The following is a 25,349-nucleotide window of genomic DNA, read 5'->3' on the forward strand; positions in this document are numbered from 1 at the left end:
CCTGCAAGTTTTTGTCAACTTCGGTGCGTTCGGCTGAAATGATGAAGTACAGCTGCAACAACTTCCATGCGCTCAAGATCACCTTCGCCAACGAGACAGCCCGCCTTTGCGATGCATTGGGTGTTGATGCGTTTGAGGTGATGGACCTGATGTGCCAGGACACCCATCTCAATATTTCACGCGCTTACCTCAAGCCTGGCTTCGCATTCGGTGGCTCCTGCCTGCCCAAGGATTTGCGCGCCACCACCTATCTCGCAAAAATACATGACGTCGAGATTCCCATGCTGGCGGGCATCATGCCGTCCAACCGCGATCATCTCGACCTGGCGCTGCAAAAGCTGTTGGCCACTGGCAAGCGCAAGATTGGGTTTGTTGGCCTGTCATTCAAGACCGGGACCGACGACCTGCGCGAGAGTCCGCTGGTCAGCCTGGCCGAACAATTGATTGGCAAGGGCATGCAGCTTTCCATTTATGACCCCGAGGTCCGTCTGGCCCAACTGCTGGGTGCCAATCGCATCTTTATCGAGAAGCATCTGCCACACATTGGCAAGATGTTGCGTGCCGATATGGAGGGCGTCATTGAAGAGTCTGAAGTGCTGGTTGTTGGGCTCGCCGATCGCACGGTTTTTGACACACTGGCTAGTCGCTGCCGACCCGACCAGGTCGTGCTTGACCTGGTCAATGTGCCCAACCGTGCTGCCATTCGGGCCAAGGTCGAAGGCTTATGTTGGTAGAGCGAGACCCTTGGCCGCGCTCCACATTTCGGTGGCGTCGCGGCGTCTGGCTCAGCCTGGCTGTGCTCGTACTTTCCGTGTTGTCGCTGGCCCCGTACCTGACTAGCTCCACCGAACTGGTGCGCATGCGCAATGCGTTGGTTTTGATCGATCATGACCAATCCAGCGCCGCCGACTTCAACTGGACGCCGGCCAGCGTTCCTCCCAGCTACCTGCAGGAGCGTGGGCCGACTGACCCGTTTTTTATTAATGTGGCACAGCAGCTAGGGCTGGCAGCATTGCCGGACGACTGGGCGCGCGCGTTAGCCATTGGCAGCCACCTGCTAGGCAGCAGCCCGGTGCTGAGAGGGGAGGCCATCAAGCTGGACCTGCGCGGAACCTACCGCAGCATTGTTGGCAGCGGGGAAGGCTACTGTGGCGATTTTGCGGATGTGTTCATAGCCATTGCCCTCGCCGCGGGCATGCCTGTGCGGTCCTGGGCGTTCTCTTTTGACGGGTTTGGTGGCGATGGGCATATTTGGCCCGAAATATGGAACCGGCAACTGGGGCGCTGGCAACTGGTTGATATTTTCAATAATTACCAATTTTTCGAATCAGTGGGGGTGCCACTGTCTGCCCTTGAGCTTCGTCAGGCCTTGCTCAGCAATTCAACACAGCTCAAGCTTGCTCCGCTTTACCCGGGTGCCAGGGTTGGCTGGTCTATTGAAGAAAAAGCCTGGCGCTATTACCGTAGCGGGTTACCCGAGTGGTATATGTGGTGGGGCAACAATGTGTTTACCTACGATCGGGCCTTGTTGGTTCGTACATTTTCTGGTGTCTCGCGCTCACTGGAGCAATTGGGGGCCATCGCGCAGGGGGTATTTCCGCCGGTGAAATTAATGGTCACTGAGGTTAACCGCGACCAGGCCAGCGCGCTGTGGCGTCTTCGATTCCATCTGTTTGTAGTGGCTTGTGTTTGTGTGTTGGCGTTTGTCGCTTTTCTCTTGTCGCTGTGCTTCTGGTTTTGTGCGCGGAGACGACCGAGCTACCAATCATGATTCGAAAGACTCGCACTCTTTTGTTCTCTAGCCTGTATCCAAGTAGTATCAGGCCGGGGCATGGAATTTTTGTTGAAACGCGGCTACGTGAGCTACTCGCCACTGGGAAAGTTGACGCAAGGGTCGTGTCACCGATTCCGTGGTTTTTTTCCACTCATCCGCGTTTCGGCGACTATGCGCGCATGGCCAGCATCCCTTTGAGGGAGAGTTACCACGGCATTGATGTGCAGCACCCCCGCTACATGTTGCCGCCCAAAGTCGGCATGAACGTCGCCCCCTTTGTCTTGGCCTTGGGGGCGATGCCCGCTGTTAAACGTCTGCTAGACGAAGGCTATAACTTTGATTTGATCGACTCCCACTACTATTACCCCGACGGCGTTGCGGCCGCGTTGCTGGCGTGGCACTTCAACAAGCCGTTCACCGTCACGGCTCGGGGTTCCGACATCAATCTCATTGCTGATCATGCGATCCCGCGCACACTCATGCGGTGGGCCTCAAGCCGCGCGATTGCCTCCATTGGTGTATCTCGGGCCTTGACTCTTGCCATGGAGCAGATGGGAATGTCTGCGTCCAAACTCATGATGATGCCAAACGGTGTTGATCTTGAACTGTTTCACATTCGACCCCAGACGGCCGCCCGGGCGGTACTCGGCTGGCCAGTGGGGCCTACCTTACTCAGTGTGGGCAACCTGGTAGAAAATAAGGGACACCACATTGCCATAGAGGCGCTCGCTTGCCTGCCGGGGTTTCGATTGGCCATTGCGGGCGAAGGTCCGGAGCGGCATGCGCTGGAAGCCTTGGCCGGCAAAATCAGTGTGTCTTCACGCCTCCAGTTCCTGGGTCGTGTCGATCAGACGCAGTTGGCCGAGTATTACAACGCGGCTGACATAGTGGTGTTGCCCTCCAGCCGGGAGGGCTGGCCCAATGTGTTGCTCGAGTCCATGGCTTGCGGCACGCCGGTCGTGGCTACCAGAGTTGGTGGTATTCCGGAAATCGTGACCTCGGCCGATACTGGGCGCTTGATGCGTGGGCGAACGGCGGCTGATCTGGTTGAGGCTGTTTCAGATTTGTGGCAACACTTGCCTGAGCGAACGACGGTGCGATCCTATGCACAGGGACGCAGTTGGAAAAGCACTACTGAGGCGCAGATTGGGCTTTTCAGTCGTATCGCCGATGGGGTGCTGGAGTCCTTCCATGCGTGACTTTGTCATTGGCCACTTTGGCAGAGTCTGCAAAACTCCTGCGATGGCTTGGTACAAGTTCCCGTACGTCCCAAGACAACTAACGGCTATTGGTGACACCTGTGGAGGGTCAAACTATGCGTGACATTTTGTTATTAGGCATTGTCCTTGGGGCATTGCCGTTCGCACTTCGTCACACCTGGATCGGCGTGTTGTTGTGGACTTGGCTCAGCATCATGAATCCGCACAAGCTGGCGTGGGGGTTTGCCTACAACGCACCGTGGGCAGCAACAGTAGCTGGCGTCACGATCCTTTCGCTGTTCATCACCCGCGACAAACTGAGTATGCCGTGGGAGCCGGCGGTAAAGGTGCTGTTTGCGTTTGTCGTCTGGATGTGCGTGACCACTGCCTTTGCTTTTTATCCCCTGCTCTCATGGGATCTACTCGCCAGGGTCTTGAAAATTCAGTTGATGACGGCTATCGCATTGGCGGCTCTGCGAGAGCGCAAGCACATCGAGCTGTTCATCTGGGTGAACGTTCTTTCCGTTGGCTTTTACGGTTTCAAGGGTGGAATTTTCACCATCGCGAGTGGCGGGGCACAGCGGGTTTTTGGCCCCCCGGGAGGCTTTTTTGAGAGCAACAATGAGGTGGGGCTTGCCCTCGTCGTGGTTATTCCGTTGATCAATTACCTGCGGATGGTTGCGACGAGAGGCTGGATTCGTCTAGGTCTATTGGTCTTGATGCTCCTGTCGGCAACCGCCGCATTGGGGACACAGTCGCGCGGTGCGTTCCTTGCCATTTCTGCGATGGGGTTGTTTCTGTGGCTGAAATCCAAGAAGAAAGGCACTTCAGCAATCTTCATAACCATCTTTGCTATCGCGCTGGTAGCGTTCATGCCGTCCACTTGGGAGGCAAGGATGCGATCCATCGGGAATTACGACCAGGACACCTCAGCCATGGGTCGAATAAACGCGTGGGGGATGGCGTTTAATCTAGCTAACGATCGTTTTTTCGGAGGTGGTTTTGAAGTCTATATAGCAGACATATTTCAAAGATACGCGCCCGTTCCAACAGACCTTCATGCTGCGCACAGCATCTATTTCCAAGTGTTGGGTGAACATGGATACGTTGGTTTGATTCTTTTTGTGCTAATTTGGTTTTTTGCTTTTAAAACAGCAGGGGAAATTCGCAAGGACGCGTCAAAAAAAGCAGAAACCCAGTGGCTTCACCATCTAGCAGGCATGTGCCAGGTTTCATTGGTCGGGTATGCGGTTGGGGGCGCATTTTTAAGTCTGGCTTATTTTGACCTTCCCTATAACATTCTCGTGGTGCTAGTGGTTTCCTTGCGTTGGCTTCGGGAAAAGCGATGGGAAAGTGAGCCACAAGGTGCTTTCGGTTCTACCACGCCATCGAGTCCAAGTCTGTTAACTGCCCAGAAAGCGGTTCAATAATGATCGTGAGAAGCATCGCTGGAGCGCTATCGCCAAGTGGGCAGCGGGCCCGTTTGTCAATTTTTATTTTTCATCGGGTTCTTTCGCAAATGGATGCACTGTTTCCTGGTGAGCAAGATGCTCGGCGTTTCAACGAAGTTTTGTCATGGGTGGGCCAGTGGTTTCAAGTCATGCCACTTGATGAGGCTGTATCACGACTTGGTGCTGGAACCTTGCCAGCGCGCGCAGCGGCAATCACGTTTGATGACGGCTATGCTGACAACGCCACCAATGCGCTACCGGTTCTGCAACATCATGGTATGGCGGCGACTTTTTTTATTGCCACTTCGTTTCTGGATGGAGGCCGCATGTGGAATGACTCAGTCATTGAAGCCGTTCGCGTCTTTCGTGGCAAAGAGCTGGATTTAAGTCACGCCGGACTCGGCTCATATTGTCTTGAATCACATGAGCAGCGCCGCGTCGCGATAGAGTCCTTGCTGGGACACATAAAGTACTTCCGGCCGTACCAGCGCCAAGAGGCAGTTGCCAAAATAGTTGATGTTGCCGGCGCACGCTTGCCAGATAACCTGATGTTGCGGTCGGAGCAAGTTCTTGCGCTGCGAAATGCGGGCATGCAAATTGGCGCGCATACCTGTTCGCACCCAATCCTGGAAAAAATCTCCGATGACGAGGCCCTTTCAGAGATTTCAAATGGCAAGGTCGGTCTTGAATCCTTGTTGGGTGAACCGGTCACCCATTTTGCGTATCCGAATGGAAAGCCGGACGTGGATTACTCTGCCAAGCACGTTGCCATGGTCCGGCAAGCGGGATTTGTTGCTGCATTTTCGACGGCGCCTGGCGTCGCAATGCAGACCGGCGACGTTCATCAGCTGCCGCGCTTTACTCCTTGGGATCGGACCCGATCAAGATATGGCATGCGCTTGCTAGCCAACATGCGCCGCAGTGCCCCACAAGTGGTTGCGAGCACCGTGGCTTAACAAGGCGCCTTCACAGGCGCTCGTTTCGAGGTCCGATGTAAGAGCGTGCAATGACCACAGCGTCCATCCTAAAGTGCATGTTTCGAGGGGCAGGAACCATACCGCCGTGGTACCAGTTGAGCCAGAATCCCTGAATTCCCATCTCGGGGTGCCGGCGCCACCGGAAATTTGTCCGTTCATAGGCCTGGACCCCATCCACCCAGACTCTGTACTCTCCATCCTTGATGGCCACGCCGTTGCCGGTTCCATCGAAGGGGCCCGCAATTGAGTTCATCTTGATGTATTGTTCAATGCAATACCAGCGGCCTTTCCCGACGACAATCCCCGGCCACCTGATTGACTCACCGTACGGGCCCTCTTGATCCAGATGGTACATGTAACTACCAATCCAGAAAAGATCATCGTAGGGGTTGCCATCGTTCGATCGAGTTCCACCGTGCCCCCGCATCGACGCTCCTTCGTACTCCCAACGATTTGCTTTTGCATTTCGTACCTTCAGTCCAGTGGGGCGTGACCCACCGTTACCGGTCGTGTTTTCCCAGTGGCCGGTGGAACTCCACCATCCAAATCGACCGTCCCACCCCGGCATCTTGTTGGCGTCGATCTCAGACCCCCAGTCCTCCTCCAGAAAAACATAGTAGCGGCCGTAAAGCTCAGTCTCAGTCTTGACCGGAACTCCGGCGCTGGTCCCGCCAACGATCGTCCGCTCAAGCGTGCACCCTACAGTCTCCCCCCTGGGAATCAGTCCCCGCAGGTAGGTCGATCCCGTGTTGGGGTCTTTCACTTGACTCGTGGTAGCGACCACGCCGCCAGTTTGCCATCGCTTTTTTGATATGTCAGAGAAATCGCCAGCGAAAACGACGCTTGGATGCGCACTCAATCCGCGATCAAACGGAAATTTGTCCGCCAACCCGGACCGTTTCATCAGCGTTACTGCTCCATTGCGAAACTCAGGCGGATTCAGCTCAAAGATATCCAAGGTGCCTGCGTTCTTGAGTGACAAGCAGGTCAGCGACAGCGTCGCGTTCAGGACTGGTTCGGTGATTAGTGAAATATCAAATTGCAGCGCCGCGAACCAGCTGCCTCGCGCGACCATGAACGTACCCCTGCTGTCTTTAGACTGGTACGTGCTGGGCGACCACATTGCATTGCACGAACATTCAATGACCTTCGTTCCGCTGCTCGACACAACTAGCAGTTGCGGACGGGCGCGCACCACGCTATGGGTTCGTCCTGCAAACGTAAATGCCCAGCTCTCTCCAGATCTAAGATAAAAGCCACGATTGACCCCTGAACTTACCCACCGATTCACCAAGCTGGTCACGTCAAGCCCAATAGGACCTAAGGAGACCTTACCTGCTGCATATGGCACGCCTCCCTGTGACGCTTGCTTGGCATCAAGCCAATCGCCGCGACCGGGATTCGCCCATGGCAACAGGAGCTTGCGGCTCCAAAATGCACGACTTGGACCACTGCCACCATCCCAGGTCTGAAACTGCCGGAATTCAAGGGGTTCAGGTTGCGCCGCAGTAGATGAGGTAGTGGCTGCGTTACCGATACCATCCCAACATGCGGGAAAAGTCAAGGCGCTTGCACCTGCAACGGTTCCAACGACAAACTCACGTCTATCCATTTTTATTCCTCAACACAAAAAAATGTCGACGGCCAGTGCTCAGGCGTCGAGCAGTTCTTCGGGCGTCATCGCGTACCGCCCGTTCCTGTGAACAGTTGTCGGAGCCGTTATTGCGAGTGCATCGCGGCAATCCGTAAATTTATAAAAAATCAGTCTCTAGCCCACGTCCCACCTGCGTAATTAGCTGCATAAACAGTAGCAATTTCAGCCACCCATCCTGAACGCAGGTGCCTTGGCGGACAGCCACTGCTCCAGCGTCATCAAAATCCAGACCATCTCGCCGAAGTAGCCCGGGTGTTCAGGCAGCCGTTGGGTCAGAAGAGTCTGGATGAAATCAGCCCGCACTACGCCACGCGCGGCGAGGCTGTGCAGCGAGTCCTTCGCCAGCGCCTTGAGCGCAGGGTGAGTGTTTACCCACACGCCAAAAGGTAGGCCAAAGCCTTGTTTCTTTTTGTTGATGATCTCCTCTGGCAAGAAGCCGCGCAGTGCTTCCTTGAAGAACCAGCGCAGCTGCAGGCCCTTGAGCTTGTATCGGGTAGGCAGCGTGAGCGAAAACGCCAGCAGCCGCTCGTCCAGCATAGGAAAGCCTACGCCCACCCCGGCACAGCCGGTAGCGCCCAGCACTTTGGGCAGGTCGCTCTCGGCCAGGGTGAAGCGCCAGTCATAGGCCAGCTCTCTATTCAGATGGCTGCAGTTCTGGGGCATCTGCCACACCGAGCGTTCCAGTTGCAGCGCTGCTGCCGTGTCAATTTGTGCCATCAGTTGTGGCGTTAGGACTTCGCTGGCACCCAGTCGCATGATCAAGTTGTACATCTGCAGCCGGTCAGGCATGGGCACGCGGGCCTGCTCCACGTAGCTGCCAGCCTTGCGGGTCAGGGCAAAGGCCGCCGCTGCGCGTGTGCCCAACAGTGGCTCCATCAAGCCCGTCTTAAGCAAGCTGGGTATGTGCTCATAGAAACCAAACACCCGCTGTTTGGCATAGCGACTGTTGCCACCAAACAGTTCGTCACCGCCGTCGCCAGCCAGCAGCTTGGTCACGCCGTCGTCACGCGCCATCTTGGCGCAGTAGTAGGTGGGCAGGGCGGATGAATTGCCAAAAGGCTGGTCGTAATGTGCTGCCACGGCCGAGATGCTGCGCACCAGGTCATCAGGCGTGACGTAATACTCGTGGTGCTCGGTCTTAAAATGTTTGGACGCGAGACGGGCGTATTCCATCTCATCGTAGCCCTGCGCATCAAAGCCAATTGAATAGGTGGCTGCCGGCCCGCCACTGGCCAGGGCAATCATGCCTGCCACGGTAGAGCTGTCGGTGCCCCCGCTCAAAAAGCAGGCCGGTTTGCTGCCATCGAGCTGAGTGGCGACAGCGTCGCGCAGCAGTTGCCTGAACTCATCTTTGAGCGCATCGAATGAGGGTGCGGTCTGCTCCTTAAAAATTGGCAACCAATACGGCGCTACCGTGAGCTGACCGTTTTCAAACAGCGCATAGTGCGCAGGCGGTAGCCGATAAATGCCCTTGTAGATAGTGCGTGGCGAGGGGATGACGTGAAAATACAGGTAATCAAAAATTGCCTGTGGGTCAATCTCGGTGTTGGCATCTGCCAGCTCATCTGCGCGGGGCGCAAACCGTAGCTTCCCATTGTCCACGCGGTAGCACAGGGATTGAATCGCAAAGTGGTCTACACGCAGAATCTCAGGGCCGGCGCCCTCTGTTTCTGAGGTGTTGATATCCTTCTGAATTTCTAGATCAGTTTTCAAGATTGTTCTTTTCAAGTCAAGAGGTTGATAGAGCTACCACCGCCCGCTTTGCGATAGTGTCGACGACTGCACGACAACGCAGCCAATAAGATGACCAGCAAAGCGCGTGGCAATACAGAAAAGCGCTGAGGTTCGAACGGTGGGGGAGCAGTGGTACCATAATTCACTTGGCCTGCGCCCGGATCAGTTGAGCGAGTTGCATGCGTTTGGCCAATAGCTTAGACCCTGCAATTGAGAGATGCCCACCGTCGCGGTAAATCATCGTGCCATTGATCAGTGTCTGGCAAATATGGGAATCGCAGAGCCATGAATCAAACCGAATTACGGCAACATCAGCGTCAGCTAATACTGCATGTAGAAAATCAAGCACGTCGGAACGTTTGGTTTCATAATTGGCGCGATCAATCGTGCAACCTTGTCGCCCACCGATTGCAACCTTGCCACTGAGCTGCCGCTCCAAGCAGCCACCGATATCAACATTACTTGACGGTAGCGGCGCAATGATCACGACTTTTTTACCAAGTGCTCTGATCGCCTTTACCGTGCGCCGCAACGCGGCCTGCGAGGCAGCAACGCTGCCAGGCAATGTCACAAATGACTGGCCGTCCTGACTCAACTGTTCATAGTTCTCCAGGTTGACGTAGGCGGAGAATGGACTTGACAAGACGACGACATCAATTGTTGGTGCGCTGTGGAGAAAATCAATGACCGATTGATTAAAGCCAATGCAACTTTCAGCCCATGCCCGATCCATGACAATGCCACCATGTTCCGGGTGAACCATTCTGAACGGCGCCAGCCCTAGAAACGGACCACAGGCGCTGCGGGTGGCTTGCATAACACCTTCGTGCTTCCACTCGTCGGCCAATCCCGGCACCAAGTGCATGGCGTACGAGTCGCCCCAGACTAAGAGCGTTGGATTTCTCTTGCTTTGACACTCGGCTTTTGGAGAAAAGCTTGTCTTGTATTCGCAGGCCTCGCCAAAGCCATAATTTCTTTTCCGAGCTTCGGCGAAATCAAAGTGTATTGGCATGGCTTGCATCGAAATCGGGGTAATCAAAACAAGGAGTACCGATGACAGTGCAGCTTTTCCGAGTAGGGACCTTGAGGAATCAAAGCTGCTCTTCCTGATTGGATCTTCTATAAACCTGTAAAGAAGGAAAGCAACGGAAAAAGAGAGAGTAAGTGCCCCGAATCTTAAATCGAGCGGCAGTTCAGGATCCCTGCCAACCCAGGCATTTTTCATGAAAGCAATGATGGGCCAATGCACCAAGTATAGGGAATACGAGAAATCACCAATACATGCGAGAATTCTGGCGGGCAAGGTGCAGTTGAGCCACGGACTGTTTCTCAGGATGACGACCAGCGTTGCAAAGCAAATGAGAAATGCATTTACCCCAGGATGCGTGCCCTCGAGAGGCATGAAAGGCAGAGCCAACAGACACAGCAGTGCAGGAAAAAACAGCAACTTTAAGATCCCGCTAATGGCTCGAGGAGTCCCAACTTGTGCTTCTAGCAGCCACAGCGCCCCAACGGAACCGATCAGCAATTCCCAAGCGCGAGTTGGCAGTAAATAGAAGGTGGCTATAGGCTTAACCATGCCTCCCACAACGCAAAGCCCAAGGCTGAGCAACACCAAAACAACCGCTCCCCTTAACCAGCGAGAAGGCGGTGTGAACAACAATGCTGCAGGCAGCACGAAATAGTACTGTTCTTCAATGGCCAGCGACCAGACGTGCAACAACGGCTTGAGGTCACCCACGCCTTCAAAATAGCCGGTTTGCTGCCAAAGCACGATGTTGCCGGTGAAGGTGATTGCCCCAACAACCTGGGTGGCAAAATCTCGCAGCTCTTGCTGGTTCAAAAACCAGGGCGCGAAAAGTGCCGTGACAAGAAATGTCACGTAGGCGGCTGGCAATAAACGCTTTGCGCGCCTGAAATAAAACTCTGGCAGCTTGAAAGTTCCGCGATGAATGCCATTGGCAACCAGCGTGGTAATGAGAAAGCCGGATATAACAAAAAAAAACGTCAACGCCCAGGTAGCCCCCATGCAAACCACCAATTTTTGTGTGGTACAGCACCACCATCAACACTGCCAGTCCACGCAGGGCCTGGATGTCTACACGCGCAGATTTCATGGCCTTGTGCCCCGCTCCGCTTGCGTACATTTAACAGCTGCAAAAAGCCAGTAGACCCAAACTTTGGGCTTTAACGGGGAATACTTAAGTGCGGCACTGAAAGCCTCTTGTGCCACTTTGGGGTCGCCATTGCGAATATGGAAATAGCCATGGCTAAAGCACAGGTCAAATAGTCGCGAACGCAGGGAGCTTTTGGATGCTGCCACACCGTCTGGGCCTTTAAGTCCATAGGCCGCTATTGCTTGCAGCAGTACCTTGTATTCATTGTTTTCTTTGCGGGGCACTTGTGTAATGCTGGCCGCATGCATGCGGTAGTAGGCCAAAGTTCGGGCCAATTTGTCGGCGCGAAACTGTTGCGAAACCCTGAGCCAAAATTCATAATCTTCACCCGTGCTCAGTGACTCATTCATGTTGCCCACTTCTTCAACCACTGTCCGGCGGATCATCGCGGTGATGATGTGGATCACGTTGTCAAATAGTAGCGCAGTGTAAACCCAACCCGAGTGCTCTGCGACCAGTGAAAATTCTTTGCAGGTAGTGTTAGAGGCAGAAAGCGGAGCAGAAAATGTGCCATCAGGCTGACAATGCCATCGCACAAAAGCACCAAACACCACGCCTACATCTGGGTGATCTTGTAAGTATTGCACCTGTAGCGCTACCTTGCCAGGCAGCCAAACATCATCCGCATCTAGAAAGGCAATGAATTCGCCGCTTGCCGCCGCAATGCCACGGTTTCGGGCGGCTGCCGGCCCGGCATTTTGCTGGCGAAGTACCTTCACTCTGTGGCCGTATTGCTCCGCCAACTCAGGAGTGCCATCGCTTGAGCCGTCGTCGATCACCACTAACTCAATGTTCGGGTAATCCTGAGTCAACACACTTCGAATAGCCTCTTCGACAAATGGTCGCGCGTTGTAGGCAGGCATGATCACGGACACCAATGGGTGTGTGCAAATGGTCTCATGTTTGACTGGCATGAATCGCGGGATACGACTGGTGCAGCAATCTTGAGGTCTCATGACCTCGTTGATCTTCTGCTCAGCTTTACCAGTCCTTTTTCGCATTCAAGATGAGTTTGTTCAAACTCGGCAAACTCCTGTTTCCATCGCCTCAATATTTCGACTTCATCACTTCGGTCTGCATCGTCGAGCATCACGGTGCAGTTTTCAGACATGCGTGGATGCAGTCGTGGTAACGCAGGGTATCGTGCCAACGGGGCTGTTGATGCAGGCGGGCCATCCACAACCAACATATCAATAGCCGTCAGTTCTGCAGGAATTGCGCTTTCGTCATACCACGGCGATTGAGTAGACTGTGTGACGAGTGGCGCATCCAAAACAGTTGCCCAGTCTGCGAGTCCGTGCTGCTCCAACAGCGCACGGGTTTTGATCGCGAATTCTGGCGAATTCTCCAAACTGTACACATGACCAGTGCCATTGAGTTGCAGGCAACGCGCAAGCACAACGGTTGACACGCCAGAACTGCACTCCATGACGGTTTGCGGTTTGCGACGCAGGGCTTCTTCTGCTGTCTTCAATAAGAAGTCAGGTGAACCCGCCCAGCCCCGCATCGACGGTAAAGCATCGTGTAGGCCAAGCTTTCGCTCCAGCGCCAGCAAGTATTGCACTTGTGAAAACAGGCTCTCAACCTCTCGCCGGGTGGCGTTACTGTTACGGAGCAGCTCAAAGCTCACTAAATGCACTTTTTTTATTTTATAAAGACAGACAGTCAGATATGCGGTGATCAGGCTCAATAGAATGGCCGTCGACACTAGAAGTATTAATTCAATAGTCATTCTGAAATCCTGTTTGGTGTGGGAAAGGGGCAAAACTGGTTGGAGGAGAACATTATTGGATTCTGATATCGTCGGCTAAGCGTTGCTTGAAAACTTGTTTATCTCAATGCTTGAAAACGGCGGGTCAAGCATTTAATAATCAAGAAACACGGCTTCTGTCATATAAGTGATAATATGTGTGAGTGGAGATATGAAATGAATTTATCGATAACCACTTCTTTTGATATATCTTCCTGTCTGCTCCGTTCGAGTGCTGCAGCAGATATACTCGAATACACCTCTGACTTATCCCACAACAACGAGAGCGCGTGGTCCCACCGCTCAATATTTGCCTCGTGTGGCACTATCAATCCCCCAGCTCCGACAGATTCAGGCAATCCCCCACGATCGGAGGCAATTACTGGAATGCCACTAAACTGCGCCTCCGTAACCACCCGTCCCCACGCCTCTTCACAAAGACTTGGCGCCAACAAAACGCTGGCTCGGCCGTAGAACTCTTTCATATTAGTCGAACGTCGTAGGATTTCCACATTCCTAAGTTCTTTAGCGCGTTCTTGATAACCGATGAACTCGTTTTTTGAAACAGGCCAAGATTCAATGAACCTAAAAGGGATATCTGGTCGACGGCCCGCTAGAGCAAAAGATATCTCAATACCCTTTTCCTGCGCGAGGCCGACATGTACGACTGTTTCACGGCTGCTCTCTACCCTGTATATTTCGGGATCAACAAGTGGCGGGAGAACAAGAGCATGAATCGCAAGCAGGTCTGCTAATCTACTTGCTGTGAATTTTGAGTTTGCAATGAATCCAACATATCTATTAAGTTCCAATGGTTCCGTGTTGCGCTGAAACTCAATATCTCTTGCGTAAAGGACTACTGGAATTTTCATTGCGGAAAAAATATTAACGAGCTCGAAAGGCAATCCCGCCTGTACAACGACGATGTCGGGGGGGAATCTCTTAATAACCTCAGGAATCCCTTTCTTCACGTTGTACCCACGAAATACAGGATAGGGTAGGCGTCGATCCTGGACAAATTTATAGCCAGACAACTTCGAGGCAATTCTGTTGGCAATCCAGACCGCATCAAACATTCCAAGCGAACAGATCACCGCAACTTCGACCCCCCTCTCCAAGAGGGCAATGCAAAGATCATTCGTCGATGATTCTGATCCACCGGTTCGCTGCGGTAAATAGTTAAAGTTACTGGCGAAAAGAATCTTCATAAAAATTCCGAATTTAATTCGATTGCATTAATTGCTGATATATATTATTAGTATAATTTATTGACAGCCTGAATTCGAGAAAAATTGGCAATTTTCGTAACTATTGCTATTTGTGATATTAGAACTTTCAATTTTTCCGGAATGCTTAAGCCGGCCCAGCCAATTTTTTTTGATGTCTTTATTACAGTATGAAATTCTTTTTTTGAAAATCCGGACCAAACTATTTCATGCTGACTTTTGTTGATGGCATTGATCAGGGCGCTGCGCTCGTCATCTGTGAGATCGTGGTTGAGCAGGATGGTTTCCCAAATATGAGTTCGACCTAGCGCATTTAACAGGCTAGAACATGAGTCATTGCCCGGGTGGGTCCGGTAGCGCATCGTGGAGTCCCAAATTACTCCGAGTTGACCATTTTTTATTGCCCGAAATGTAAATTCGTTGTCTTCAGACTTTATGCCTCTAAGACCCTCATTCCAGCCCCCGATTTGCTCAAAAAAATCGCGCCGCATGATTAGCGTTCCACCCCAAAAAGGAGACGTTGGAAATAGTCGCGTCGTGGGAAAGCTGCCGACAACTGAATAGGCGGCGTCTGGTTCACGAGGGATGTCGTCCCAGAACCCTGCTTGTTGCTGTGCGATCTCATCGAATACGCCAGAGGGCGCAATCCAACCCTCTCCAAACTTGGTGAAATCTCCTGCTATTACAGTGACCTGGCCGGTCGCTGCCAGTTCGAAGGCAATCGAATGTCTTTCGGGCAGCCAAAGGTCATCATCGTCAAGAAATGCAATCCACTCGCCAGAGGATTCTCTGACGCCATGATTGCGTGCACTTTGCTGGCCAGCATTGGGCTGCCAAAAGTAATGAAATTGCGAGCCAAACCGCTCCACCACCTCACGGGCGGATCCGCTGCCGCCGTCGTCCACCACGACCACTTCGTGTAGAGGGCGTGTCTGGGCCGCCAGCGATGCAAGGCACTCGGCCAGCATGTCGTCTCTGCGATATGTAGTAACGATGACGGATACGCGGTCGTGGGTCATAGGCCGGATGGTTTCGCGAAAAGGCCGTTGATCGCAACCCTGCATGCTTGGGCCAAGCGTAAGCAACGCAGCTGGATGGAGCCCGGATAGCCCCTACTCAGCCTGAATAGACCTGTCGCGACAGAGCGCCTGACCGTGCGGCCCGCCCGCGAACGCGGCAACTCAGAAATCAATTCTTGAAAGTGTTCCCATTGATCGGTAATTGCAAGCGCTGCATGGCCGGTGCAAATGGCTTCAGTAATGGCTTCCAGTTGGCAGTCGGCAGGTACTTCATCAGGCGGCAACAATGCAAGAAGTGCTCGCAGGTCCTCCATCATTTCGGGCATGCAGCCTTTGCTGGCCATGACAATCATGCGGGCAAGCAGTGCTTGCCGTTGCGCGGTGGATGTTGAAATAACTGTCTGCCTGGGACTGAGGTAGTCGCCAAGATTCAACCTGGCCCTGAGCTTTTGACCAATACGGTGATCGAATTTTCGGAATACGCGACTCCGCTGGTTTTCGCTATGACGAATAATTTTTGCGCCACGCAGGCCAGTATGTTGACGAAAAATGAAGCTGGGGGCTGGGCTGTAGGCGGCCGGGAACGCCTGAGCTAGACGCAGTTGCATGTCGTAGTCTTCGGAACTGAGCAGTTCGGTGTCAAAGCCACCAACGGCGCGGTAGGCTTCTGCGCGAACCAAGGCGGTGGCGAGATGAAAGAAGCAGCCTTTCATAAGTTCATACAGAAAGGTGTCTTGACGGTGGATGGATAAGGGGTGTAAACGGCCTTTGATAATCTTTCCATCTTGTCCATCGCGGCCATAGAAATGCGGCGTGTACACAAAGCCAGCGCTTGGCATGGCTTGCAGTGCCATGACGCGGTTTGCAATGGCTTGTGGCAGCGCCACATCGTCGTCGTCAAATATCCAAATCAGCTCCCCTTGTGCCAAAGTCAATCCCAAGTTGACAGCGGTCGGTTTGCCGCCATTTTCTTTGCGAACATACCGGATGCGATCACCGTAGTTGCGCAGGAGCTCAGCAGTTCTGTCTTCTGAGCCGTCATCGATCACAATAACTTCAAGCGCGGCCATGGTCTGCGCCAGCAAGCTGTCAATGCATTCAGTGATGTAGTTCGCGCGGTTAAATGTTGGTACTAGCACGGATACACGCAAGCCGGGTATGGGCTGCGTGGGCACACCAGACGCCTGGGTGAGGTCAAAATTGTGGTTCATTTTCCCCGTCTCACGTATGGCGCTTCAGTTTGTAAAAGACCTCTTTGGCGTCGTCCACATGATGTGGGGAGATTAAGAGAGAGGTGGCGACGTAAAAGAGCATGCCGATGGCAACTAGGCATCCGAGTTGAGCTGAAATGCTGATAACCCAAGTCTGTATGAAGTGGCGCGAAGAGGCGATCAAAAGCCACATGGCGCCCGCCGCAATAAACGGAGTTCCCAAAATTTGCCAGAGATGCCGGAATCCCATCTGGACAAGCCCAAGCGATATCCGGAATGTGACCACGCCTACCCCTGCAAGCGCGAGCCGGGACCATGCCACACCCATCAAGCCCCACTGGCTGCCAAATAAGAGGAATGCAACAGACAAACTGGTGCTAATGGCAAATATCTTGAACGACAAGCCAACGCGGTTTGTCGCATTAAAGATTGACGACCCAACGGAGCCGGCCGCACCAAGGCCAGTCGCGAGGGAGATCACCTGCAGAATCGGAATCATAGGTAACCATTGCACACCATAAAGAACCCTGACAAGTTCTGGCGCCACGGCCGCTACTCCCACGCCGACAGGTGTAAAGGCCAATGCAAGCAGGCGACTGCTGCGCAAAATGCCATCACGAAATCTGTCAGGGTCATTCTGCATGGCAGAAAAAGCAGGAAACAGGACACGTTGCAGCGGCTGAACCATTCGCACCCGAATCTCGTCAGTTAGGGAGCGCGCGTTTTGATATTGTCCCAGCAGACTTGCGCCCAGCATACGACCCACCAAAAAGAAGTCGACGTTGGCATTCACGTAAAAAAGGATGCCATTGCCAAAGTATCCGCCATTCGTTCGCCAGGTTGATTGAAGAAACGAAACACTGAATTTCAGGCGCGGCACGTAGCCTGATATGACCGAATAGGCCAACGCATATAGCGCCACCCCAGTGAGAGCCCCGCCGACAAGACTCCAAACGCCCAACCCGCTGAGCGCCATCGTGATGGCGGTACCCGTTCGCGCCAGCAAGATGCCGCTTTGAATGAAAAAGTCTTGCTGGAACAGCATGCGCCTCGAAAAGAGGCTGCGGGGCACCATGGTCAATTCTTCCAGAATGAAGATGAGGCACAGCACCTTCAGCAGGGGCCCCACCATGTCATCCTGAAAGACATGACTTGCAAAGAAAGACAGGCCAAATACGACAGAGGTCAAGATGACGCCAAGTCCGATCGCGCACCAATGCATGGTGTCGATCTGAATGCGTGAAATGCTCGTCCGCTGAATCAAGATGGAGCCAAAACCGAAGTTTGAAAAAACAGCGGCCAGTTCGGTGATGACCGTCGCCATGGCAACATGGCCGAAATCAGTTGGTGTCAGCAAACGTGCCAACACCGCCATTGACCCCACGGTGATGCCCAGGCGAAGTGCAATGCCAAAGAACGTGAAGGCGGCGCCGGTAATGACGCGCTGCCCTATGTTGTTAACGCTTGGTCGGAACGCTTTTTGAACCCAACTGCGCTGCCGTGGTGGAGCCAACATCCTATTCGCTTGTTGGGATAAGTGGCAGCGGTGTTACCAGGGCCTCTGGTTCGCGCCATTTCCCGGCGGCAACCAGTCTGTCACGCAGGGCCGACTGTCCTAACCCAAGTGCTATCGCTTTATGAGCCTGCTGCAGTGCTTTCTCATAGTCCATCAGATCCAGGTAAGCTAGTCCCAGGTTGTAGTGGGTAAATGCGTTATCTCCTGCCAGGTGAGTGACTTGCTCAAGCTGCACTCGTGCGTCCGCGCCGCGGGCGTTTAACGTCAAAAAATTCGCATACATCATGCGAGCCACTGCGTCGTCGGGACGAAAACGCAAGGCGCGCTGAAAGTAACATTCCACACTGAATTCTGCATCTTTGGGTTGTCGAGTCTTGAGCTTCTGGCCATAACGCATCATTGTCAACAAGGCACGGTGGTGGTTGGGGAAAGCTCTCAGGGTGTACGACAGATCTCCCCCGATACTGGTTGTATGCCCCCGAACGAGGGCCTCGATCTTCGTTGTAAAGTGGGCCCGGTTGACCACGTCAAGCGTTTCACCACGGTCGGTACGGTAGTCGAATGGCCCGTAGTGGTTGCTCAGTCCGCCGCACGCCCAAGAGTCAGTGGCCGCAAAGCCATTGCAGCTCACCATCAGCGCCGCAGTGGCGGCCAGCCAGGGCCTATAGGATCGACCCATTCTTGGCGCTTGGTTTTTCATGGTTCGTTGCGCTCCTTGTTACGCAGAGTGATTGAAAAGATGCACTAATAGCCAATCCCGTGCACATGATGAAAGACAGCAAAGCAACCGAACTCTTGCGCCACAGATATGCACTGAACGTTGGTTAGGGCACGGCGACTTTCCCAGAAAACTTGTGCCCGATTGCCGCCTTGAATGACTCACGTTTCAAGTCCCGTATTGAATTTTGCATTATCGAGGCGAGTTCTCATTGCGTTGGACAAACTACGCGTATCCTTGAGAACAATCAAGTTGGGGGGCGAGTGCAACCGACACCTGAGGCGGGATTTGTTGTCGCCGAGACGGGGTGGCTCCAGTAGCTTCCACGTCTGCAGGTCCTAACTGCAGATTGGCTGGTCGTTGCGAATAATCAATTTTTGCGCGCATGATTTTGTACACACTTCCCGTGCGGGTTGGGGTTGGTCAGTCCATGTTGACTCTGCGAGCTTGTATATCATTTACTCCTGCCCACTGTCGGCATTATGTTCAATCTTCAAAAACTGTTCGTTTATGCTGTCTCAGTGAAGCGCCGGGTGCGAAAGCCATACCATCAGCAGTTCAAAGAAATTGCCGGACTGGCTTCTGGGAAGCAGCGTTTGGGTGCTTCCGAGTACTACGAGCTGGGCGTGTTTGATGATGCCGTCTACCCGCCTGAAAGAAAGTCGGATTGCGTAGGCTGGCGGGCCAGTCACCTGATTGACCAGTGTTTGAATCACCCGCATTGGCGGGCCGCAGCAAACGACAAAGTGCTCAACTACGCCATATTGAAGCACTATGGGTTTCCTATTCCGGAGACCATGGCCTGCTATTGCACCGACGGCAATTTCATAGGGGGCGAGCAGCGCGTTCAGAGTGTTGAGGCTCTGACGGGCTACCTTCGGCATGCGTTGACGTTTCCGGTGTTTATTAAGCCGATTCATGGCAGCTATGGTCGGGGTACCTATCAGCTTGACTCGTATGATGCTGCTTCAGGGTGCTTTGTGGATTCACACCAGAACATGATCAAGTTTGACGATTTGGTCAGCGCATGCGTCACGCAGGGCTTTCATGGCATGCTATTCCAAAAATGTCTGAAGCCCCATGATGACGTTCGCAAGCTTGTGGGCAGCAGCACGAGCTGTGCGCGCGTGATTGTTGCGCTTACCCATTCTGGTCCAAAGATTCTCATGGCATTTTGGAAAATAGCGCGAGCACACAACATCACCGACAACTTTTGTATGGGTGAAACTGGCAATCTGCTGGCGTGGCTCAACAAGGATTCCGGCACCGTTGAACGCATCGTGACCGGCCTCTGGCCGGACGGTGAGGAGGTGACTCTGCACCCTGACACTGGCAAGACTTTGCTGAGCGCAAAGCTGCCGCAGTGGCAGGAGGCCACGGCGATGTGTCTTTCGGCGGCAGGCCATTTTCCCGGCTTGAAGTTGCAGCATTGGGATGTTGCCTTCTGTGTCGCAGGGCCTGTACTGATGGAGCTGAACACGGAAGCAGATCTGGGGGTTCCTCAATATCTTGGTCGAACGCCATTTATTGATCAGACCATCAAGACAATGATGGAAGCGGCTGAGGGCGGATGAAACATGCAGGCCTTAAGTGCTAACTCATTTGGCCGATTTGCGGGCCACGTCAATGAATACCGCCGGTGGGCGCTGCTGGCGCGAGCGCAGACCGGCAAGAGTCTTGTCACGCAGCTTCGTGAAATTGGGGCCCTGCAAGGCATGGGTGGGCGCTGCGGGCTCTCCGATTATTACGGTTATAAGCTCTACGACGACCGATACTTGCATGGTGAGGGACGCCATGATTTCCTGGGTTGGCGTATGCAGGCCAAGTTCAGCCTCGCGTTGAACTCAAGGAGCGCCGTATTACCGGCTTGGGACAAGTATGCATTTATGCTGATGGCGAGCTCAGCGGGATTGCCAGTGGCACCCGTACGTGCCTGTTATCACCGGTCTGCGAAAATTTCAGACACGCTGGGACTTCATCTCAGGAACAAAGGAGATGTTGCCGCTTTCTTACGGGACGCCTCACTCTACCCCATGTTTGGCAAACCAGCGTTTTCACAGCAGGGGTATGGCTCGGCTTACCTTGCCAGCTACGATCCTGCGACAGATCATCTCAATTTGCTGGATGGCGAGACACTGCGGGTGGATGAGTTTTTATGCCGACTCGATCAGTCGGTAGACCGACGCTATCACAAGCCCGAGTGTGGCTACATGTTCCAAGAGACGTTTGCACTTGCGCCGGAAATAAAGGCCATTACACATTGGCCGGCTATTTGCGGTGTCCGGGTGATCTGTCTCAATGGTCTGGAAGGCGTAACGCCCATCCGGGCGATCTGGAAAATTGCCACGCCACCCAACCATGTCGATAATTTCAGTCTTGGGAAGTACGGCAACTTGCTGGCCAATGTTGATCTGACGACCGGTGAAGTCAGCCGGGTCGTCGGGGGCTTCTGGCCGTCAACGCAGGTGTTTGCAGAGCATCCGATCACAGGGCAAAGCATGGAGGGCTTTCGGCTACCTGGGTGGAGCCTGATTCTGGATGCCTGTCAGCGCGGCGGCGCTGCCTTTCCTTTGATGAAGATTCATCACTGGGACTTTGCCTTGACCGATCAAGGACCGATGATCCTGGAGCTCAATGACCTGGGAGGTACAGAGATTGCCCAGCTCCATGGGCACGGCCTGCTGACTCGGGAAACCAGATTGTTTCTGAAAAATAACGCTGACGCGCAATCACATCCCTGGGTCAGCGCGCTTTAGCGCGATTGTCTACGAGTTTAAGTACGTGTACCTGGGCGGCAACGAGGGCCAGGTCCGTGGCTGTGCGGTTTTCTGCATCAAAAGCAGTCAGAACATATTCAACGGGATTTGACCTTGCGACTTTTGATCCAACGCCGACCTTTACCCGCCGGAATGCGTCGGTTTGAAATGCCTCCAGAATTGAAGCGACGCCTCGATGGCCGCCTGCACTGCCGTTTAGTCGGGTGCGCACAGCGCCGATTGGTGTGTCGAGATCGTCGTACACAAGAATGCATTGCTCATGGGTGAATGCCATCTTTTCCGAAAGAAATTTCAGTCCTGAGCCGGTCAGGTTGATGGCAGTCCGGACTTTTATCAAACACACCTGTTGGCCTTTGGACGAACCGCGTGCGATCCAGGCCTCGGGAGTCGCAACCCAGTTGAGTCCCAATGAAGCAGCGAGTTTCTCCACAAGCTCATGGCCAATATTGTGAGGTGTTCCAATATATCTGGCGTCGGCATTGCCAAGACCCACGACAACCTGTTCATTGGAGTCAAGGTCCCATTGGACGGTGGGTTGAAATTGAGGTGCAGCCATCCCATTGGTGTGTAGCTGAAACAAAGACGGAGCGCCGGAAGGTTTGGTTCGATCCGGGCATAGATCGCAGAATGTGTCACGCTTGCAGTCGTTGCGCCAGCAGGCGACATCGTTCTCGCGAGCCAGTAGGATGCGAAGTAGATGGTCTTGTTTGTTGGTGCCTTTTAGCAACACCAGATCACCCTCGCGGGCCATTGTGTTGACGTATTCGGCAGCATCGCGGACATTGCCAAAGACGCGCAATACGTTTTTTATATCCGGCCCTTTGGCCTTGAGTACGCTGGATGCTGATGGCCCCACAAATACGGTCACATCAGCAACTTGCTGGGCAAGAAGGGCAACTCTGGCGTATTGCACTCCTTTACTCTGGGAGCCCATGTCTGAAAGCTCTCCTATAACGACTATTTTTCGCCTGGCGCGCGCGGCTTTCATGAATTCAAGGCAGGTGTCGATCGCCCACAAGGGGGCCTTGAAGTCATCCCGGATGAACGTTACCCCATCGTGTGTTGTGATCGGTTGCATACGTCCATCAAAGGGCGCAACGCTCGCAATTGCGGTAGCGCATTCCTTAAGGGACAGACCAGCGGCCAAGCCGCCGCCAACCGCACCGAGTACTGACGAAATCCAGTGCGTTCCGCAAAGCTGCGTGCGCGCCGGTGCGCATTCATCACCATAGACAAGGTTCATCTTCAGGCGATCCGGCCAGACCGCACTGACATCCTCTGCGCGCAGGTCGGCACTGGCGGTGACCCCGTAAGTGATGACTTTGGCGACGCAATGGGCCGCCATGGAGGCGACCAACTCGTCGTCGGCATTGAGGACGGCGGTGCCTTTGGCGGGCAGGTATGCGATGAGCTTAGCCATTTCTGTCGCGATGGCGTCGCGTGACTCGTACTTACTCAAGTGGTCATAGCCAACCACCGTCACTATTCCAATGCTTGGCTGCAGCAGCGCGAGCTGCGCTCGCATCGCGTCAGGTTGATCTTCACTTAATTCGGCTACGCAGAAATCGTGGCTCGGCAGAACTCTCAAGATGGTCTTGCCCACTTCCGGGAGCACGTTGAGAGACGCGGGGTTTCCACTTCCCTTGCCATTGGACGACAAGATTGCGACCAAGAGTTCCTTTGTCGTCGTTTTGCCAGCACTTCCGGTGATGCCAATGAAGACCGGCTTCTTGAGAAATGGACGCCAGCGTTGCGCGATCCTGACGATCGTGCGATCTATCAGCGCATCGCCCAACAATTCCCTGATACGCCAGTCGCATGCGTCCCGGACGCGTACAAGGACTTTTCTCACTCTCCAGGGCATATCATGTAACTCCATTGCATTTGAGTATCGGTCGATTGCCAACTGGCCGGGTCATTGGTGTATTTTTCGCATCTGCGCCCGTGCGCGCTTGGCAATGGCTCACTCTGCCAGTCGGTCAAAAATCAATTCCCAGGTCTCGGCATTTTTCTCAGTACGCTCTTGGTGCGTGATACAAGCGGCTTTAGCTCCCTGCCCAACAGTTCCTGGCCCAGGCCGAACAGCCCACTGATGGTTCTTGGGTTGTAGGCCATGATTCCGAAACGCTCTCGCCGGTGGCTCATCCAGGACTCTTTGTAAGAATCATCCCCAATGAGGTAGTCCACTTCCGTTACTCGATCTTTCTCGATGGCGTGCTCCATCAGCATTGCCGTCACCAAAGTGCCGGGGGCATAACACTTGTGGGATTCGTCATAGGCAAGTTTGTAAATATCGGCCTTGCGGTTAGCCACGATCCATATCTGCGCTGCAATTGGGATTCCATTTAGCCAGGCCACCCCGAGGCGAAGCCAATTGTTGGCGGCGCAGGTGCGAATTAGTTCAGGAATAAAGTTTGGGTAGGGTTCGGGTTTCTTCCAACTCGAGGCGTAGACCTGTTGGTAGGCTGCCAACCCTCGTTCCAATTGGCTGCCATTGGTTATGAGCTCTAACACGCCGCCCTGTGCCGTCAGCTTGGCTTTCATCCGCCGGATGGTGTTACGCAGTTTGCCTTCCCGACTTTGCAGGTATTCTTTCCAGTCGCAACTGACGGGCAGATACCAGTTCCCAAAACAAAAGAACCGAAAGGTTGCGAACCCGCTTAAACGAAGAGCCTCTAGCAGGGTGCAGAAGCTGCCAGACTCCGGATCCATCGGCGCAAACCTGAATGAGTTGAGCGGCTTGTACGCTTCTTTGGCTGCGTTGAGTAGATGAGCCAAGTCGCGAGCCCTGAGGTCTGGGTCAATTAGCGGCGCATAGATTGACGTGTAGTAGTTGCCCAACGATTCCATCCACTTGCCCGACAGACGTTGTTTGACCAGCATCGGCAAGGCGGCCACCGTCCGTCCACCTTTTCTCAGCACATAGATGCAGATGCCATTGTGGTTGTCGTAAACCGTGTTCAAGAGATTGCGGTACCACGCGGCGCTGAACTCCACGTTGTCTTTGGTCCTTTCTTCAAAGAACTGCTGCACATCGTGCGGAAACTCGTCGGTATGGTGATACACGCTGATGGCAAGCGTGTCGCTCACCAGCACAGGAGGTTTGGGTTCAAAGGTCACCATCTGCCGAGACGCCCACAACAGCTGAAGAATGTTCTCGGTTGTGACGCTACGCGCCACACTGACATGTTTCATCCAGCGTTTTCCGGTGGCCCATGCCAAGTTGTCGGCGTTGGCGTCTGTATAAAACTCAAGGACCTTGCCGCGGTGGCTGGTAAAAAGACTCTCGATGATCGCCTTCAAAAGCTGGCGTCCAGGTGCATAGCGTTCAAGCGCTTCATCGTAGGTGGTTTTGAGAATGACCAGCATATCCGCAGAGCCAATAACCAACCGGGATGCCGCTAGCTGCGCGCCGAACCACAACTCAAAGACAATGGCATTTCCGGTGAGCGAGAACCGGTTTAACAGTGAGGTGTAGAAACGGCCTTGACGGCTGTCGATGCTGATGGCTGTTCCAAGTTCGGCTTTCCACCCCTTGGATTCAAGTTCGGCGTATCGCGCCAAGGCAGGACCGACGGCGTCGGGCCCGCAAATGCACAAAAACCTTGGATCAAGGTGGTCGATAGCAAGACGCCGCTCATAGCGGTCCATATTTTTTTTTAGGTTTTTGGAGCGTTGCGCCCAATAGCGTTCAAAAGTTTCGTCCAAACGAATGTTCATGGTAAGCGCGTGGTTTTGGCCTGTGGTCGTTACGCAATTCCCTTTTGACAGGTTGCCGAGCTCGGGGTCAGTGCACAATAAATCGAGTCGCGTGACGATGCCTGGCAAACTCCGCATCAAATCCTGCAGGGCATTCGGGTTGGGCATTAAGGTAGGGCCGAGTTGCGCTTGGGACGGCAGAAAGGAGCGCCAGACGCCGAGTCTCCCTCGTTGAAGCAAACACATCGCCTCTGGCTCACCGTTGGTCGTCAGGATGCAGAGATGTTCTGACCCCTCTCCGAAATGTTCCAGCAAGGTGTCTACAAAGCGACTGTCCAGCAGCGGGTGGGCATTGAAACGGCGCATGTTCAGGGCGTCCCACTGCGCGGCATACTCGCCAAGCCCGCTTGATACGCGAGCGATCTGCCACTGGTTCACTATAGCCACTTATAAGAGGCCGGAGCCAC

19 protein-coding genes are annotated in these 25,349 nt (G+C 53.8%); 7 read left to right on the forward strand and 12 right to left on the reverse strand.

Annotated elements, in window-relative coordinates:
* The 5 genes from GZ093_RS05750 to GZ093_RS05770 all read left to right on the forward strand — a co-directional run.
* On the forward strand, positions 1–734 hold a 734-nt coding region (locus GZ093_RS05750), incomplete at its 5' end, for a UDP binding domain-containing protein (protein WP_296483322.1).
* 125 nt (positions 735–859) lie between these two features.
* Positions 860–1,771 carry a transglutaminase domain-containing protein gene (locus GZ093_RS05755; RefSeq protein WP_296483324.1) on the forward strand — a complete coding sequence of 304 codons (912 nt, stop codon included), beginning with the start codon at positions 860–862 and terminating at the stop codon, positions 1,769–1,771.
* Entirely contained in the window at positions 1,768–2,973 is a 1,206-nt protein-coding gene (locus GZ093_RS05760; RefSeq protein ID WP_296483326.1) for a glycosyltransferase, read from the forward strand. The genes GZ093_RS05755 and GZ093_RS05760 overlap by 4 nt, the downstream gene beginning before the upstream one ends.
* 116 nt (positions 2,974–3,089) lie before the next feature.
* Positions 3,090–4,403, forward strand: a complete 1,314-nt coding sequence (locus tag GZ093_RS05765) for a putative O-glycosylation ligase, exosortase A system-associated (RefSeq protein ID WP_296483328.1) — start codon at positions 3,090–3,092, stop codon at positions 4,401–4,403.
* A complete protein-coding gene (locus GZ093_RS05770) occupies positions 4,403–5,380 on the forward strand; it encodes a polysaccharide deacetylase family protein (RefSeq protein WP_296483331.1) in 978 nt (325 codons plus the stop codon). The genes GZ093_RS05765 and GZ093_RS05770 overlap by 1 nt, the downstream gene beginning before the upstream one ends.
* Before the next feature lie 10 nt (positions 5,381–5,390).
* Here GZ093_RS05770 and GZ093_RS05775 read toward each other — a convergent pair whose 3' ends face one another.
* The 10 genes from GZ093_RS05775 to GZ093_RS05820 form a co-directional block, all read right to left on the reverse strand.
* Positions 5,391–7,013, reverse strand: coding sequence for a hypothetical protein (locus GZ093_RS05775; RefSeq protein ID WP_296483334.1), 1,623 nt, complete (start codon positions 7,011–7,013; stop codon positions 5,391–5,393).
* Between the two features lie 204 nt (positions 7,014–7,217).
* Entirely contained in the window at positions 7,218–8,768 is a 1,551-nt protein-coding gene (locus GZ093_RS05780) for an asparagine synthase C-terminal domain-containing protein (protein WP_296483337.1), read from the reverse strand.
* 163 nt (positions 8,769–8,931) lie between these two features.
* Complete coding sequence (locus GZ093_RS05785) at positions 8,932–10,818, reverse strand: acyltransferase family protein (RefSeq protein WP_296483340.1); 1,887 nt, start codon at positions 10,816–10,818, stop codon at positions 8,932–8,934.
* Positions 10,819–10,902: 84 nt separating this feature from the next.
* Positions 10,903–11,829 carry a glycosyltransferase gene (locus tag GZ093_RS05790; RefSeq protein ID WP_363260269.1) on the reverse strand — a complete coding sequence of 309 codons (927 nt, stop codon included), beginning with the start codon at positions 11,827–11,829 and terminating at the stop codon, positions 10,903–10,905.
* Between the two features lie 89 nt (positions 11,830–11,918).
* Positions 11,919–12,698 (reverse strand): class I SAM-dependent methyltransferase, encoded by a 780-nt coding sequence (locus GZ093_RS05795; RefSeq protein WP_296483344.1) that lies wholly within the window; start codon positions 12,696–12,698, stop codon positions 11,919–11,921.
* Positions 12,699–12,856: 158 nt separating this feature from the next.
* Positions 12,857–13,924: a glycosyltransferase gene (locus GZ093_RS05800; protein WP_296483345.1), complete on the reverse strand. Its 1,068-nt coding sequence runs from the start codon at positions 13,922–13,924 to the stop codon at positions 12,857–12,859.
* Between the two features lie 47 nt (positions 13,925–13,971).
* Complete coding sequence (locus tag GZ093_RS05805) at positions 13,972–14,961, reverse strand: glycosyltransferase family 2 protein (protein ID WP_296483348.1); 990 nt, start codon at positions 14,959–14,961, stop codon at positions 13,972–13,974.
* On the reverse strand, positions 14,958–16,172 hold the full coding sequence (locus GZ093_RS05810) for a glycosyltransferase family A protein (RefSeq protein ID WP_296483350.1): 1,215 nt from the start codon (positions 16,170–16,172) through the stop codon (positions 14,958–14,960). The genes GZ093_RS05805 and GZ093_RS05810 overlap by 4 nt, the downstream gene beginning before the upstream one ends.
* Positions 16,173–16,182: 10 nt before the next feature.
* Positions 16,183–17,688 carry a lipopolysaccharide biosynthesis protein gene (locus GZ093_RS05815; protein WP_296483353.1) on the reverse strand — a complete coding sequence of 502 codons (1,506 nt, stop codon included), beginning with the start codon at positions 17,686–17,688 and terminating at the stop codon, positions 16,183–16,185.
* 1 nt (position 17,689) lies between these two features.
* Complete coding sequence (locus GZ093_RS05820) at positions 17,690–18,388, reverse strand: tetratricopeptide repeat protein (RefSeq protein WP_296483358.1); 699 nt, start codon at positions 18,386–18,388, stop codon at positions 17,690–17,692.
* Between the two features lie 500 nt (positions 18,389–18,888).
* Here GZ093_RS05820 and GZ093_RS05825 point away from each other — a divergent pair, with 500 nt between their 5' ends.
* Positions 18,889–19,980, forward strand: coding sequence for a sugar-transfer associated ATP-grasp domain-containing protein (locus tag GZ093_RS05825; RefSeq protein WP_296483360.1), 1,092 nt, complete (start codon positions 18,889–18,891; stop codon positions 19,978–19,980).
* Positions 19,981–19,983: 3 nt separating this feature from the next.
* Positions 19,984–21,162: a sugar-transfer associated ATP-grasp domain-containing protein gene (locus GZ093_RS05830; protein WP_296483363.1), complete on the forward strand. Its 1,179-nt coding sequence runs from the start codon at positions 19,984–19,986 to the stop codon at positions 21,160–21,162.
* Here GZ093_RS05830 and pth read toward each other — a convergent pair.
* Both pth and GZ093_RS05840 read right to left on the reverse strand, forming a co-directional pair.
* Positions 21,149–23,062 carry an aminoacyl-tRNA hydrolase gene (gene pth / locus GZ093_RS05835; protein WP_296483364.1) on the reverse strand — a complete coding sequence of 638 codons (1,914 nt, stop codon included), beginning with the start codon at positions 23,060–23,062 and terminating at the stop codon, positions 21,149–21,151. The two genes, GZ093_RS05830 and pth, sit on opposite strands and share 14 nt — an antisense overlap.
* A gap of 107 nt (positions 23,063–23,169) precedes the next feature.
* Positions 23,170–25,320: a GNAT family N-acetyltransferase gene (locus GZ093_RS05840; RefSeq protein ID WP_296483366.1), complete on the reverse strand. Its 2,151-nt coding sequence runs from the start codon at positions 25,318–25,320 to the stop codon at positions 23,170–23,172.
* Positions 25,321–25,349 lie beyond the last annotated feature (29 nt).

It is taken from the genome of Rhodoferax sp. (assembly GCF_010365055.1).
Lineage (GTDB): Bacteria > Pseudomonadota > Gammaproteobacteria > Burkholderiales > Burkholderiaceae_C > Rhodoferax.

What these genes read in the sequence shown, in the direction of transcription:
- GZ093_RS05755 (WP_296483324.1), top strand. Translation starts at nt 860, where the DNA reads ATGCGCAATGCGTTGGTTTTGATCGATCATGACCAATCCAGCGCCGCC.
- GZ093_RS05760 (WP_296483326.1), top strand. Translation starts at nt 1,768, where the DNA reads ATGATTCGAAAGACTCGCACTCTTTTGTTCTCTAGCCTGTATCCAAGT.
- GZ093_RS05765 (WP_296483328.1), top strand. Translation starts at nt 3,090, where the DNA reads ATGCGTGACATTTTGTTATTAGGCATTGTCCTTGGGGCATTGCCGTTC.
- GZ093_RS05770 (WP_296483331.1), top strand. Translation starts at nt 4,403, where the DNA reads ATGATCGTGAGAAGCATCGCTGGAGCGCTATCGCCAAGTGGGCAGCGG.
- GZ093_RS05775 (WP_296483334.1), bottom strand. Translation starts at nt 7,013, where the DNA reads ATGGATAGACGTGAGTTTGTCGTTGGAACCGTTGCAGGTGCAAGCGCC.
- GZ093_RS05785 (WP_296483340.1), bottom strand. Translation starts at nt 10,818, where the DNA reads ATGGGGGCTACCTGGGCGTTGACGTTTTTTTTTGTTATATCCGGCTTT.
- GZ093_RS05790 (WP_363260269.1), bottom strand. Translation starts at nt 11,829, where the DNA reads ATGCCTGCCTACAACGCGCGACCATTTGTCGAAGAGGCTATTCGAAGT.
- GZ093_RS05795 (WP_296483344.1), bottom strand. Translation starts at nt 12,698, where the DNA reads ATGACTATTGAATTAATACTTCTAGTGTCGACGGCCATTCTATTGAGC.
- GZ093_RS05800 (WP_296483345.1), bottom strand. Translation starts at nt 13,924, where the DNA reads ATGAAGATTCTTTTCGCCAGTAACTTTAACTATTTACCGCAGCGAACC.
- GZ093_RS05805 (WP_296483348.1), bottom strand. Translation starts at nt 14,961, where the DNA reads ATGACCCACGACCGCGTATCCGTCATCGTTACTACATATCGCAGAGAC.
- GZ093_RS05810 (WP_296483350.1), bottom strand. Translation starts at nt 16,172, where the DNA reads ATGAACCACAATTTTGACCTCACCCAGGCGTCTGGTGTGCCCACGCAG.
- GZ093_RS05815 (WP_296483353.1), bottom strand. Translation starts at nt 17,688, where the DNA reads ATGTTGGCTCCACCACGGCAGCGCAGTTGGGTTCAAAAAGCGTTCCGA.
- GZ093_RS05820 (WP_296483358.1), bottom strand. Translation starts at nt 18,388, where the DNA reads ATGAAAAACCAAGCGCCAAGAATGGGTCGATCCTATAGGCCCTGGCTG.
- GZ093_RS05825 (WP_296483360.1), top strand. Translation starts at nt 18,889, where the DNA reads ATGTTCAATCTTCAAAAACTGTTCGTTTATGCTGTCTCAGTGAAGCGC.
- GZ093_RS05830 (WP_296483363.1), top strand. Translation starts at nt 19,984, where the DNA reads ATGCAGGCCTTAAGTGCTAACTCATTTGGCCGATTTGCGGGCCACGTC.
- pth (WP_296483364.1), bottom strand. Translation starts at nt 23,062, where the DNA reads ATGGAGTTACATGATATGCCCTGGAGAGTGAGAAAAGTCCTTGTACGC.